12 protein-coding genes are annotated in these 14,409 nt (G+C 48.8%); 6 read left to right on the top strand and 6 right to left on the bottom strand.

Annotated features, from left to right (window positions below):
• Positions 1–123: 123 nt before the first annotated feature.
• Together AAHB90_RS21140 and AAHB90_RS21145 are read left to right on the top strand one after the other, a co-directional pair.
• A complete protein-coding gene (locus tag AAHB90_RS21140) occupies positions 124–2,529 on the top strand; it encodes a TonB-dependent receptor domain-containing protein (RefSeq protein ID WP_342087192.1) in 2,406 nt (801 codons plus the stop codon).
• Between the two features lie 48 nt (positions 2,530–2,577).
• The gene (locus tag AAHB90_RS21145; protein ID WP_342087193.1) at positions 2,578–3,417 is read left to right on the top strand and encodes a CvfB family protein; all 840 of its coding nucleotides are present in this window, start codon (positions 2,578–2,580) and stop codon (positions 3,415–3,417) included.
• A gap of 88 nt (positions 3,418–3,505) precedes the next feature.
• On the opposite strand, the gene AAHB90_RS21150 is transcribed toward AAHB90_RS21145, so the two are convergent.
• A complete protein-coding gene (locus tag AAHB90_RS21150; protein ID WP_342087194.1) occupies positions 3,506–4,810 on the bottom strand; it encodes an amidohydrolase family protein in 1,305 nt (434 codons plus the stop codon).
• A 32-nt stretch (positions 4,811–4,842) separates the two neighbouring features.
• Positions 4,843–7,875 carry an amidohydrolase family protein gene (locus AAHB90_RS21155; protein ID WP_342087195.1) on the bottom strand — a complete coding sequence of 1,011 codons (3,033 nt, stop codon included), beginning with the start codon at positions 7,873–7,875 and terminating at the stop codon, positions 4,843–4,845.
• Positions 7,876–7,991: 116 nt separating this feature from the next.
• Here AAHB90_RS21155 and AAHB90_RS21160 point away from each other — a divergent pair, with 116 nt between their 5' ends.
• From AAHB90_RS21160 to AAHB90_RS21175, 4 genes are all read left to right on the top strand, one after another.
• Entirely contained in the window at positions 7,992–8,288 is a 297-nt protein-coding gene (locus tag AAHB90_RS21160) for a hypothetical protein (RefSeq protein WP_342087196.1), read from the top strand.
• Positions 8,289–8,393: 105 nt separating this feature from the next.
• A complete protein-coding gene (locus AAHB90_RS21165) occupies positions 8,394–9,026 on the top strand; it encodes a SatD family protein (RefSeq protein WP_342087197.1) in 633 nt (210 codons plus the stop codon).
• 6 nt (positions 9,027–9,032) lie between these two features.
• A complete protein-coding gene (locus AAHB90_RS21170; protein WP_342087198.1) occupies positions 9,033–9,788 on the top strand; it encodes a DUF3307 domain-containing protein in 756 nt (251 codons plus the stop codon).
• A 56-nt stretch (positions 9,789–9,844) separates the two neighbouring features.
• Positions 9,845–10,213 (top strand): hypothetical protein, encoded by a 369-nt coding sequence (locus AAHB90_RS21175; protein WP_342087199.1) that lies wholly within the window; start codon positions 9,845–9,847, stop codon positions 10,211–10,213.
• Positions 10,214–10,291: 78 nt separating this feature from the next.
• Here the strand turns inward: AAHB90_RS21175 and AAHB90_RS21180 are convergent, their stop codons facing one another.
• The 4 genes from AAHB90_RS21180 to AAHB90_RS21195 form a co-directional block, all read right to left on the bottom strand.
• The gene (locus tag AAHB90_RS21180) at positions 10,292–10,816 is read right to left on the bottom strand and encodes a Uma2 family endonuclease (RefSeq protein ID WP_342087200.1); all 525 of its coding nucleotides are present in this window, start codon (positions 10,814–10,816) and stop codon (positions 10,292–10,294) included.
• A gap of 118 nt (positions 10,817–10,934) precedes the next feature.
• Complete coding sequence (locus tag AAHB90_RS21185; protein ID WP_342087201.1) at positions 10,935–12,530, bottom strand: peptide chain release factor 3; 1,596 nt, start codon at positions 12,528–12,530, stop codon at positions 10,935–10,937.
• 197 nt (positions 12,531–12,727) lie between these two features.
• Positions 12,728–13,339, bottom strand: coding sequence for an inorganic pyrophosphatase (locus AAHB90_RS21190; protein WP_446717918.1), 612 nt, complete (start codon positions 13,337–13,339; stop codon positions 12,728–12,730).
• A gap of 60 nt (positions 13,340–13,399) precedes the next feature.
• Positions 13,400–14,371, bottom strand: coding sequence for a glycosyltransferase family 2 protein (locus tag AAHB90_RS21195; protein WP_342087202.1), 972 nt, complete (start codon positions 14,369–14,371; stop codon positions 13,400–13,402).
• Positions 14,372–14,409 lie beyond the last annotated feature (38 nt).

A 14,409-nucleotide genomic window follows, 5' to 3' on the forward strand; every position in this document is an offset into this window, starting at 1 on the left:
GCACGCGATTTTCTTCACGAAAGATTAAAAAGTCATTAAACCTTTACCCGGCTTTGCAATCTAACCGGCTCACCTTCAACATAACATTGCCTGGCCGTGCCGGGCGTTATGGCCAATGCCGTCATGAAGAAAATACTACTCATCGCCTCACTCCTGAACATTCTCTGCATCCAACTCTACGCGCAGGATGAACCCTCGGTAACTTACCCTATTACCGGTGAACTCAAAGATTCGGAGAAAAAGCCGGTACCGTTTGCGAACGTAGCGCTTCTTGCTGCAAAAGATTCCGCATTGATTGGTGGCGGCACCGCGGATGAAAACGGGCTTTTCAACATTCCGGCCGAACCGGGCAGTTACCTTGTAAAAATCACTTTCCTGGCCATGGATGAGAAGATCATCCCGAACGTCCGTGTCGCAGCCCAGCCCGTATCCTTAGGCACGATTACCCTCACATCAAATGCACGGGTACTCGACGAGCTGGTAGTTCAGGGTGAAAAGAGCCAGATGGACCTTCAATTGGACAAGCGGGTCTTCAATGTGGGAAAAGATCTGGCCAACATTGGTGGCAATGCTTCGGATGTGCTCAATAACATGCCTTCCGTGACCGTGGATGTGGAAGGAAATGTAGCGCTTCGCGGCAGCGGAAATGTCCGGATTCTCATTGATGGCAAACAATCGGGTATGGTTGGGCTGAATCCCGCCGAGGCACTACGCCAGATCCCGGCCGACCTGATTGAAAGCGTGGAAATCATCACTAACCCGTCATCGCGCTATGATGCTGAAGGGGAAGTGGGGATTTTGAATATTGTAATGAAGAAAAATATCCGCTACGGGCTTAATGGAACATTCACGGGCACAGCTGGATATCCCTCCAATTTTGGGGCATCTTTCAATGTCAACTACCGCAAGAAAAAAGTAAACCTGATCGCCAATTACGGCTGGATGTACCGCGACGGTCCCGGCCGGGGACATTCAAGACAGGAATATAATAGTGTGGATACCAGTTTTGTATATGAACAAACCAACCGGCGTAACCGGTCCGGGTATTCGAACAACGTCCGCCTAGGCCTGGATTATTTTTTAAATAACTACAACACAATTACCGCGACGCTCTCCGTCCGGAAATCGCACAACGACAACAAATCGTGGCTGGAATACCGCGATTTCGACATGAATAACGCGCTAACGCGCACGGTGATGCGTAACGAGGATGAGACCGAGCCAAGAACTAATATCGAGGCTGCATTGAATTACCGAAAGACGTTCGAAAGAAAAGGGCAGAGTTTGTCTTTCGACGCCAAATACATTCTCAGCGACGAAACAGAAGCGTCACAGTACCATGAAGTGGCTGATAATAATTCGGTTGATATCCGTCAGCGATCTTACAATACCGAGGACGAAAAGAATTTCCTGGCCCAATTGGATTACATTCACCCTATTGGTAAGGACGGCAAGCTGGAAGCCGGTCTGAAATCATCCGTCAGGCTGCTGGACAACGATTTTTCAGTTCATCAGCAACTGGAACCCGATTACTGGGTCGTTTTACCTGACTATGATAACCGACTGGCTTACGACGAGAAAATCCACGCGGCTTACCTGATGGCGAGTAACCAGTTCGGGAAGGTTTTCGTGCAGGCGGGCTTGCGCGGCGAGTATACCGATATCCTGACAGAACTTAAAAAGACCGCCAAGACGAATCACAGACAATATTTTAACATCTTTCCAAGCATTCACTTATCGTACAAGCTGCACGACGCACAGACTTTGCAGCTCAGTTACAGCTACCGGTTGAGCCGCCCGAATTTCAGGGATTTGCTGCCTTTCTCGAATTTCAGCGACTCACGCGTTTTCCGCGCCGGTAATCCGTTGCTGAATCCGGAATTCACACATTCATTCGAGGCGGGACATTTGCTGAATATGAACCAGGGGACGCTGCTTTCCAGCATTTACTACCGTCGCAGGCTCGGTGTGGTAGAGAATATTACATCCGTCGATTCCACCGGTTTCACGACCATCACCCCTGTTAACCTCTCGACGGGCGACTCGTACGGTTTCGAATTCAACCTCACCTACGATCCGGCGCCATGGTGGAAGCTGACTGCCAATGCTAACATTTTCAGGGCAATGAACAAGGGTTATTACAATGATAAACTCTATCAAAGTGACACCTATTCCTGGACCAGCCGCTTATCGTCACGCATTACGCTGTTTGGTTCGGTGGATTTCCAATCATCGCTCAACTACCGTGCGCCAAGGCGTACGACCCAAGGAAAGGATCTTTCGATTTATTTTATCGACCTTGGCCTTTCCAAAGACATCCTCAAAGGCCGAGGCACAATCACTGCCAGCGTCCGGGATTTATTCAACTCCCAAAAACGTAGAAGCATTACCGAGAATGCAGGCTACTATTCCTATTCGGTATTCCAATGGCGGCCACGGCAGTTCCTGGTTACTTTTTCCTATCGTCTGAACCGCTCGAAAGAGAAACAGAATGTGGATAAGCAGGGCGAAATGAACGACGAAGAGTAAATCGGCCTGAAAGCACTACCTTTGTACCCGAACCTCGTTATTTGAATAATGCTTTTTATAGGAAAATACAATTACCTGACCATTGAGCGGGTTACCAGCGTAGGAATGTTCCTGAGCGATGTGGAAGGTGAAGAAGTGCTGCTTCCCAACCAATATATTACGGACGACATGCAGGTCGGTGACCAGATCAAGGTATTCGTGTACCTCGACTCCGAAGACCGGCCCGTAGCGACCACGCAGACGCCCAAAATCATCCGCAACGAATTTGCGTTCCTGGAAGTGAAAGATGTTTCCGAATATGGTGCATTCCTTGACTGGGGGCTAATAAAGGACCTTTTCGTCCCCTTCCGCGAGCAGCCAAGCCCGATGGAGATCGGCGAATGGCATGTGGTATTTCTTTACCTCGACCAGAAATCGCAACGCCTGCTGGCCTCCGCGAGGCTTGACAGGTTTCTTGAAAACGAGCGACTTACAGTTGCAGAAGGCGACGAAGTTGATTTGCTGGTTTGGCAAAAAACCGATTTGGGTTACAATGTCGTCGTAAACCAATACCATAAGGGTTTGATTTACGCAAATGAAGTATTCCAGCCGCTACAAATCGGCGATTCTCTCAAAGGCTACGTCAAAAAGATCCGGGAAGAAAACAAGTTGGACATTAGCCTGCAAAAGACGGGTTATGAAGTCGTAGAGCCGGTAGCAAAACAGATTTTGGAAGAAATACAAAAAGGCGGCGGATTTTTGAACCTATCCGACAGTTCCTCGCCGGAAGACATTTATAACAAGCTCAAAATCAGCAAAAAAGTATTTAAGAAAGCGATTGGGGGGTTGTACAAACAAGGCCTCATAAGGATTACCGAGAATGGCATTTACCTGATCAGCGCTGATTGATCAAATACATTAACCCAAATCACAAAAAATAAAGGCCATCCGCCGAATTGCGACGGATGGCCTTACCATTTCTAGTCCATTTACTCAGTTACTTCTTCCCGTACTTCTCCTTGTATTTCTCATAAAGCCGCTTCTGCTTGTCGTCCAGATTGACTTTGCCGCCGCGGATATATACCATTTGCACCATATTGCTACGCATGTCGAGAATATCGCCGTTCGATACCAGCAATGAGGCATGTTTACCTTTTTCAAGCGTTCCTACCTGCTGACCGGCTCCGATAATGTCGGCCGCATTGCGGGTTACAAACTGCAATGCCTCCTCGGGTGCTACTCCACTGAAACCGGAGGCGGTACCGGCCAGAAAACCGAGATTGCGCGTGCGCCACCATTCGTCGGCGTAGGTAATGGCAACTTTTACACCCGCTTTATGAAGCAATCCGGGTAGTTCGTAAGGCAAGTATACGTTCTCGTCCACACCGTCGGGAAGCCTGTGGGTGGTATTGATGATCACCGGAACCTGGTTTTCTTTCAGAAATGCGGCTACTTTGTAGGCCTCGTTACCGCCCGCGATGACGATCTTCTTCACACCTGCTTCTTTGGCAAAATTGATGGATTCAATAATGTCCTTGGCATAATCGGCACGGATGTAGAGGTTCGCTGCGCCTGCAAAAAGTGGTTTCATTGCTTCCAACCGCAGATTTATCGGGCTCGGGTTTTTAATTTCAGCGTAGGCTTTCGCTTCGGCGAAAGTCTTTTTAAAGACATCAATCGTTTCCTGGCGCTTGTCATTTCGCTTAATAGCGTAGGTAAAAGTCTCGTTATCGAAATTTCCGGCCAGAAAAGGCGGCCAGCTCAACCATATGCCATCGTCGCTTTTCAAAACGGCATCCTCCCAGTTCCAGCCATCGCTATAAAAAACAGACGACGAGCCGGAGATCGCACCACCTTGCGGAACAGCCTGCGACACCAGTATACCATTGCCTCGCAACGTCGGGATTACTTCCGAATCGGTATTGTATGCCACGAGCGCACGCACGTGAGGATTGATCTCGCCCACCTCGCGGTAGTCAAGTGTAGCCCTTACCGAGGCAATTTCCTGCAACCCTACCGTCGTATTGAGTGAAATCAGTCCTGGAAAAATATGCTTCCCTTTCACGTCGATAGTCTCAGCGCCCGCCGGGCTTGTTACGGAGGCCGCCGGGCCTACCTGGGTGATAATGCCTTTGTCAAACGCAATGGCGCCATTCTGGATCACTTCGCCGTTTCCAATGTGAATAGTGGCGCCTGTGAGTACGACCGGCTTGGTCTGCGGCTTGGCGGGGGCAGGATTTTGTGCTTGTACTCCGGCCGTCAATCCGAGCAGCATGCCGGCAATCAGTTTATATCTTTTCATAAAAGTCCATTTAAAAGTCTTGAAAAACAGTGCTACTTTCCAGCCTCGGCATGCTCCGCATGGACACCCACCACGTCCTCACAATGCCACATATGCGGCTTCGTCGCTTCCGGTTTTTGGGTGGGCTTGCCTTCGGCTTTTTCACCCAGCATTTTCTGGATAAGTCTTTCGCGCTCTACGACGATGGATTTCTGTTTCTCTTCGTCTTTTTTCCGGTCAAAATAAATAGCTCCTTCGACCATCGTGAAGTCGGGCCTCGCATATACTGAAAGCGGACTCGCGTTCCAGAGTACCAGGTCGGCATCCTTGCCAGGTTTCACGCTTCCCATCCGATCGTCGACGTGCAGGAGTTTGGCAGGGTTCAACGTCACCATTTTCCAGGCTTCCTCTTCGGGCACTCCGCCATATTCGACGGTTTTGGCGGCTTCCTGGTTCAGGCGACGAGCCATTTCCGCATCGTCGGAATTAATCGCAACCGTCACACCTTCGTGGTACATCAGGGCGGCATTGTATGGGATCGCCTCTTTTACCTCCATTTTATATGCCCACCAATCGGCAAACGTCGAGCCACCGATACCGCGTTTCTGCATGCCGTCGGCCAGTTTGTAACCTTCCAGGATGTGGGTGAATGTGTTGATCCTGAATTTCAATGAATCGGCCACGTGCATGAGCATATTGATCTCCGACTGCACGTAAGAATGGCAGGTGATGAAGCGTTCATTACCGAGGATTTCCGCCAATGCGTCGAGTTCGATGTCGCGGCGTGGCGGCACCATATTTTGCTTTTTGGCATTCGCATTGTAGCTTTTCCAGCTCGCTGCATACTCTTTTGCTCTCAGGAAATGGTCAAAATAGACTTGTTCCACACCCATGCGCGTCTGCGGAAAGCGTACCCGCTGCACATCACCCCAGTTCGACTGCTTCACGTTTTCGCCCAATGCGAATTTGATCGTTTTCACTTCCGGAATCAACATTTCCGATTGGCTTGCGCCCCATTTCAACTTGATCATCGCACTTTGTCCGCCGATCGAGTTTGCCGAGCCGTGTAGCAAATGCGAGGCCGTGACTCCACCCGCCAGTTGACGATAGATATTGATATCATCGGGATTGATCGCATCGCTCATGCGTACCTCCGCAGAGCTGGACTGCCCACCTTCGTTAATGCTGAAAAGCGCGATATGCGAATGCTCGTCGATAATGCCGCTGGTAAGGTGCTTACCGGTTCCGTCGATCGTTCTTGTGCCAGACGGTGCGGCGAGGCCTTTTCCTACCCTGGCGATTTTACCATTCTGGACAATCACATCGGCATTTTGCAGGATACCCTCTTTTTCGTTCGTCCAGATCGTCGCGTTTTTGATCAGGACAGTTTCCTTCGCGGGCAATGTTTCATTTCCATAGCCTACAAATGGATAAACAATCGGTCCTGTTTCCCTGGTGGCAGGTTTTGTCGTATCTGCCGCGGCGACGGCCGTATTCTTTTCCGTTAGAGTAGCGCTCCATGGAATCACTGTCCCGTTTGGCAGTACGCCTTCCCCACTGAACCCGTTTCCGCTGAGCCAGCCAGTGAGGCGCGTTGTGCCAGCCACTTTTTTGTCCTGCTGGTAGGTCAAAGTAAGGAATGTATTCGCAACGATCGCTTTGGGAGTGATCTTGACCGAATCCTGCACCACGATCTTATATTCGGGCTTTTCAGGCGAGCCAGTGATCTGCAACTTCCCGGCTGGCTGATTGTTGAGCGACAACGAATACGTGCCTCTGATATCCGGAGCATCCAGCGCCGTAAGCACGAACTTCTTGCCCTGGATCCAGTTTTCATAAATTACATTGTCTTTCGAGAACAGGTCGCCCGAAGTGATAATAAAATTGGCGAGCATCCCTGGTTTCAGGCTTCCGATTTTATTGTCGGCCTTAATCAGTGAGGCAGGAAGGGTTGTCAGCGCCGCTAATGCCCTTTCCTTAGGTAAACCATATTCGATGGCTGTCCGCAGGTTTTTCCAGAAATCGGCCTTGTTGCGCAACCCTACGGTGGTTAAGGCGAAGGGAATCTCCGCTTTCGCTACCTCCGAGGCATTGCGCGGCGCCAGTTCCCAGTGTTTGAGCTGGCTCATCGTTACCACTTCCGCGTCCCAGGGATCGGCTACATCGTAGGCATCCGGAAAAACAAGCGGCAGCAGCAACGTTGCTTTGCTCTCCTTAATCTCGCGAATGCGCTGGTATTCATCACCTCCTCCGCGGATAATATATTGTATTCCAAACTCATCCCCTATCTTATCAGCCCGCAAGACACTGTATTTGTCACCGGTCTCAAAAAACGAAGGCAGCGTTTTGATCTGGTTAAATGCTTCGAGCGACAGGTTTGTTTCCTTTTTATTCCCGCCTTTCGCATACCAGTCGGCGTCAAAGTAGTTTTGTCTTAAAAGTGCCACCACGCCCATTCCCGACGACGGATAGGTTTGTGAGGAGCTTCCTTTTCCAAACGAGAAGTGCGCCGACGCTTTGCTGTTGAGCATCGCCTTGTTGGCTGGTTCGTCGGTGAGGGTCACGAGCGCACCGCTTCCACGCACGATACCGTCATGCGAATGCACCAGCACGGTACCGAAACCGATTTTCCGCAGGTCACCTGCTTTTTTGTTATCCGGTGTAAAAAGAGCACTGGCATCCGTTTCGGGCTGAATGGCCTGGTTCCACCCGAATGCACCTTTCTTATTCGATTCCAGCTGGGGAGTTTGCCGGCCGCCACCTCCCTGCGCTCTTTTCACCTCCGGCATTCCATAGTCCGAATCCAGCTCGATGAGGGATGCATAAATGAACTTGCCTTTCAGGTCGACTGTAACCGTTCCGGCAGGGATTTTAACTTGCTTTCCGGTTTCCCGGATCACACCGTCTTCGATCAGCATCGTCGCATTTTCGATCGTGGTTTTTGGATCTACGACGATCGTGGCATTCGTGAAAGCGTAGCGGCCGGTCCTTTCGTCATAAGCGCCGTTCCTGGGGAAAGTTTCCTGTGCGTGGCAATACACTGCCAGCGTCATGCAGCCTAATATCGTTGATAATTGTTTAAACATATATTGTTGTCTTAATTACAATTGTGCCTTACAATATACAAGTAAAATCGATAAATCAGGCCCCTGAGACGTATCTTGCAACTGTTTTTACCTTGTTCACCATCTTTCCGCTGATCATGACATTCGAACAATTTCAGGAATCGATTTCGCTACCCGCTCCACCCGACGAGCTTCCTGTCCTGCTGGAAGCGCTTTGGCACGACGCCAAAGGCGATTGGGAAGCAGCTCATAATATCGCCCAAAGCAGGGAAGGAACGCAAGCTTATGACCGTTTGCACGCCTACCTCCACCGCGTCGAAGGGGATACTTTCAATGCAGGGTACTGGTACAGACGTGCTGGTTCAGAAGTATTTAAAGGAAGCCTGAAAGAAGAATGGGCATACCTGGCCAATCTGTTTCTGCAAAAAGCATAAGGTTTTTTCCTTATATTAAGCCAATATAAGGTTTTTAGCTTATATCTCTAATATATAAGGCTTTTACCTTATATTTGATGATTATAAGTAAAAAACCTTATGCTCATGAATGCGTTCCGAGCGGTTATAACCGCCGATATGGTGAATTCTACGCAGTTTCCGCGGGAAGAATCAACAGCATGGCTGGAAGAGCTACTGGCTATTTTGCACCAAAATCAGGCTTTCAAATGGATGTTAAAGCCGGAAATATACCGCGGTGACAGCTTCCAGGCGGTATTGAAAAATAGCGACGAGGTAATGCGGATGGCCATCCTCGCCCGCGCGTGCATACGTAAGCATGCCCCCAACGCCGATATGCGCATAGCCATCGGCATTGGGAAAACGGAACAGCTTACCGACCGCCCCGGCACGTCCGATGGCGAAGCGTTTCGGTTATCAGGACACCTGGCAGATAAAATCCGCCAGCAGAAAGCGCGGATCGGCATTGCGCTGCCCAAGCCGTCGGAACCGCTTTCAGCTACGCTGAACCTGCTCGAAACAGTCATTGAAGATTGGACGGTAGCCCAAAGTCAGGTCATCGAAGCCCTGATCCTGGGCAAGAATGTTACGCAGATTGCCGAAATGTTATCGATCAGCCAATCGGCTGCGAGCCAGCGCATCAGCGCTTCCAAGTGGTGGGCAATTGAAAGTTTTCTTACTAACTTTCCAAAGCAGTTATCACTATACACCAAACGCTAAACCAATATGAAAGAATTTCTGCTGCTGCTTCTAGCGCATGTCCTTGTAGATTTCTATCTGCAGCCCACCACTTGGGTAGTCGACAAAAAGGAGAAAAAGTACAAATCCCGCTATCTGTACTTTCACATATTGCTGGTCATAATCGCATCTTATATTCTACTGCATCAATGGCAAAATCCATTGCCCGCTATTGCATTAGGCATAGCACACGGCATCATCGATCTTGTTAAAATATCATTTGACAAGAAAGGATCACTCACCTGGTTTATGGCCGATCAGGCGGCACACCTGGCCACTATTGCATTTACCGCCCTAATCCTCACAAGCAACATACTGCCTGGCTTTGAGACACTTATCATTTGGTTTAACAAACCTAAAACCCTCGCGACATTGTCGGGTGCAATGCTATCTCTCACCCCCATCTCATTTTTTGTGGGCATACTCACCAGGCCCTGGCGCGAAGAGCTCGCCAAACTGGCACCCGGAGCGGATGACAACCTTGCAAATGCCGGCCGCTGGATAGGTATGTCTGAGCGGCTGCTCATTTTTGTTTTTGTATTGATCAATCAATATTCAGCTATCGGCTTCCTTATCGCCGCCAAATCGTTACTGAGGTATAACGACAAATCAACCGAGCCGAGAATTCCGCCTGCCTATATCAGTAAGAAATCGGAGTATGTGCTCGTCGGCACACTCATGAGTTATACGAGCGCCATTGCTATCGCGCTCATGGTCCAGATACTCAGCCAGAAATTTAAATAGCGATTAAACTTGTCGCCTGTTTTTGCGTCTAACCCGGGTATCTAAACTTTTTTACCATGAGGAAATCATTGCTGGCCATTTTACTGGCCTTTGTAAGCTTCACAACTTTCGCGCAGCGCGGTAGCAATGCAACGCCCGAGCAACGTGCCGAAAACCAGACGAAAACCTTGACCGAAAATCTCAAACTTTCGGATGACCAACAGAAAAAAGTGTACGACCTTAGCCTGGCCCGCGCCAAAAAGATGCAGGAATTACGTGATGCCCAGAATATGGACCGCGAGCAAATGCGGGCTTCGATGGAAACATTCAACACCGAACTGGCCAAGATCCTGACCGTAGAACAGCAGGAAAAATACAAAACCCTGCTGGAAGACCGCCGGAATAACCGTGGCGGAGGTGGTGGAGGCGGTGGGCCGAGAAACTAACAAAGACTTCAAAACGAAACAGGCTGCTTCATCATTGAGCAGCCTGTTTCGTTAACCAATAGTAGTTATTTCGTATTTCTAAATCACTCCTTCTTTCTTCAAGAGGTCATTCAGACAAAACTGATAATCATCAAAAACCGGAACCGCCTCTTCCCATCCATAGACTGCCCATTTTTTCGATCGATCGATAGCCATTATTTTACGGTCATCCGTCAATACCCAGATCACCCGTTCCGTCCCGAACTCGATCATCTTTTCGCTCTTGCGGAACATGTATTCATTTTCGTCAGGAAAATGATCTGCCTCGATTTTCACATCTACTTCAATCGCCACTTTCGGTGGCACATCGGCAATTTTTTTTGAGAAAATATTATTGACCAATGCCTTATCAAAAACTGCGATGTCGTTGGCCAAATTATTTCCCCGCGAGATATGCAGCCCCGCCTCATTACTCACCACCCAATACGGCTGGCCTTTGACCATTTCTTTGACATGCGCACCAAGAATTGTCGCAATAAGTGCCTGAAGAAAACTGCAACCCATCTCTATAATTTCCGAAGACTTCCTATGTTTTAACACTTCCTTGTAGCCCTTGCGGTACAATGGGCGTCCGTCGAGTTCTTCGAAGATTAAGCTAGCGGGGATCGTCTCAGTGAGTATCATGGTCTTTCACTTTGCTTCTAAACAAATATAGCGAATTTCTACCAACTCAAAATCAGCCTTAAAGCGCCATTTCCGTCTTAAATTCCGATGTAAAATGGAAGTGAATTGCCGGGTTGTTTTCACGGTTCATGCGGATCATCCACTCGGATTCGGCAAGGAAAACCGGGTTACGGTCTTTGTCGTAAGCGATTTGGTTGCCTTTGAGGCGGATGAACTGGTCCATGGCCGGTTTGTCGTCGGCAGTGAGCCAGCAGGCGCGTGAGATGTTCATCGGCACCCAACGGCACTTTGCGCCATATTCATGTTCGAGGCGGTACTGGATCACGTCGAATTGAAGTTCTCCAACGGTCCCTACGACTTTTCTATTACCAAGGTCAAGCGTAAAGAGCTGAGCTACTCCTTCATCGGTAAGCTGCTGAATACCCTTTTCCAATTGCTTGGATTTCATAGGATCCATGTTGATTAACTCCTTGAAAATTTCCGGAGAGAAACTTGGAATACCGGAGAATTGCAGGTTTTCGCCTTCTGTCAACGTATCGCCAATTTTGAAGTTACCGGTATCGTAGAGACCAACCACATCACCGGGAAAGCCTTCATCCATCACGCTCTTATCCGAAGCCATGAATGTGAACGGGCTCGAAAAGCGGACATCCTTGCCGAGCCGCACGTGTTTGTAAAACTTCCCTCTTTCAAATTTACCTGAACAAATGCGCAGGAACGCGATACGGTCGCGGTGGCGGGGATCAAGGTTGGCGTGGATTTTAAAAACAAAACCGGTGAATTTCGGCTCGGTTGGTGCTACCTCGCGTACGTCCGTCGGGCGCGGCTGCGGAATCGGCGAAATATCGCAAAAGGTATCCAGCAACTCTTTGATACCAAAGTTATTGATCGCGCTTCCGAAGAATACCGGCGCAAGCTGGCCCTTTTGGTAAGCTTCCTCTGAGAATACGTCATAAACGCCTTCCACGAGCTCCACATCTTCCGTCAACTGTTCGGCGTCTTTTTCACCCAGCAGTTCGGTCAGTTTCTCGTCTTCCAGGTTCACTTTCGCAACATCGCTTTCAATTTTCGTCTTATTGATTTTAAAGAAATACAGCATTTGCTCATACAAGCTGTAAACACCTTTAAAATTGGCACCCATATTGATCGGCCAGGTAAGCGGGCGAACACGGATGTTCAACTTGCTTTCCAGCTCATCGAGCAGCTCGAAGGGATTCTGACCCTCGCGGTCAAGCTTGTTGATGAACACGATCACAGGCGTGTTGCGCATGCGGCAAACTTCCATTAGCCGCTCGGTTTGCTCTTCGACACCTTTCACACAGTCCACCACCAGGATTACGCTGTCCACCGCGGTCAACGTGCGATAGGTATCCTCGGCAAAGTCCTTGTGGCCCGGTGTATCGAGGATATTGATCAGCAGATCCTTGTACTCGAAGGTCATAACCGACGTCGCCACCGAGATACCACGCTGCTTCTCGATTTCCATAAAGTCGGAAGTCGCGGTTTTCTTAATTTTATTGGACTTTACCGCGCCCGCCGTCTGGATCGCCCCCCCAAAAAGGAGCAACTTTTCGGTCAATGTCGTTTTCCCGGCATCGGGGTGGCTGATGATCGCAAACGTGCGGCGCTTCTTTATTTCTTGTAAATTACTCATGTATATCGCTGCCCGGAACGGACAATCATTTTACAGGGCGTTACCTAATGCACTTTATTTCAAAGCATTGGCAACACATTGCCCATTGTGACAGAATAGCAAAATTTGCACAAAGATAAGAATAAAGAAAAGCCGCCCCTAATGAGGACGGCTCTAAATTATACAGCGTTTTGCGCCGCTCGGATATTCTCTGAATCTCAGTAATAAGAATGCTTGTAATCTTCTACCGAAGTAAGGATCACTTCATGTGCCTCGTCTCTTCCGTAAACATTCGTGATTTCGATATGCGCTTTTTCTCCCGGCAAGTTCTTATAAGTCAGGAAGTAGTGTTTCAAACGTTCGATAATCCCTTCCGGCAGTTCGCTCAGATCGCTGTATTGACCGTAAACTTCGTCGCCTTTCAACACCGCAATGATCTTGTCATCCGCCTCACCGCCGTCGATCAGACGGATACCGCCGATAGGCTTCGCCTCGCACATGATGTTACCATGTGAAATGATTTTTTCACACAATACAATGATATCCAGTGGGTCACCATCCCCTTCGGTCACATCACGGCCCGAACGTTCCCTTGCCAATGCCGCGATTTTATCGGCACAATAGGTTTTGGGAATGAAGCCGTACAATGCGGGAACAATGTTCGAATATTTCTGAGGACGGTCGATTTTGAGGTAACCAGTAGCCTTGTCAATTTCGTATTTTACTGTATCGGTAGGAACAATCTCAATAAATGCAGTAACTAATTCGGGTGCCTTGTCACCCATTGGGATTCCGTGCCACGGATGTGCTTTGTGTACGTTAGCGATCATTAGTTGTGTAATAGGTAATAACTTAAAACTTAAATTTCGTTGAATACTAATCTTAATTTCCTACAATCCCGTCTTTTCGGCAATGGTGTAATCCCCTGTCTTTGAGACAGATTGCTTCACAAACAATTCACCCAAAAATCCAGCGAGAAATAATTGAGAGCCCACCATAATGGCTACCAGCGCCAAGAAGAACATCGGGTTCTCTGTAACATTCCGGTAGGGCAATAAATTGTAAATGTTATATATCTTTTTTCCAATAAGCCACACAGCTATAAGGCTTCCAAGAAAAAACATAAGGGTTCCCAGACTACCAAACAAATGCATGGGTCTTCGTCCAAACTTATTCACAAAGGCGATCGAAAGCAAATCCAGGAAGCCAAAAATGAACCGTTCGAGGCCGAATTTTGTGTAACCGTATTTACGCGCCCGGTGCTGAACTACCTTCTCTCCTATTTTGGCAAAACCATTCCATTTCGCAATCACAGGAATATAGCGGTGCATCTCGCCATAAATAGTGATATTCTTGACCACCTCCTTGCGGTACGCTTTCAGACCGCAATTGAAATCGTGCAGGTAAACACCTGAAATACTGCGGGTAGCGGCATTGAAGATTTTGGTAGGTACTGTTTTGGTGATCGGGTCATAACGTTTTTTCTTCCAACCGGAAATCAGGTCGTAGCGGTCGTTAACGATCATGCTGTACAACTCCGGAATTTCGTCCGGACTATCCTGCAAATCGGCATCCATAGTTATCACGACATTGCCTTTCGCCGCTTGAAAACCGGTCTGAAGCGCGGCGGTCTTGCCATAGTTCCGCACGAAGCGCATGCCACGCACATTCGGATTTTCCTGTGAAAGCCGCTGGATCACCTCCCACGAGCGGTCCCGGCTGCCGTCATCCATAAAAAGTACCTCGTAGGAGAAACGATTCTCGTCCATCACCCTGGCAATCCACTCGCAGAGCTCTGGAAGTGACTCTTCTTCATTATATAGCGGGATAACAACGGAAATCTGGATAGCTTGGTCGGTCATGTACGGTTTCAGTGACAATGCTTTGCCGGTAATTTGCC

The organism is Dyadobacter sp. OTU695 (assembly GCF_038440355.1).
Taxonomy (GTDB): Bacteria; Bacteroidota; Bacteroidia; order Cytophagales; family Spirosomataceae; genus Dyadobacter.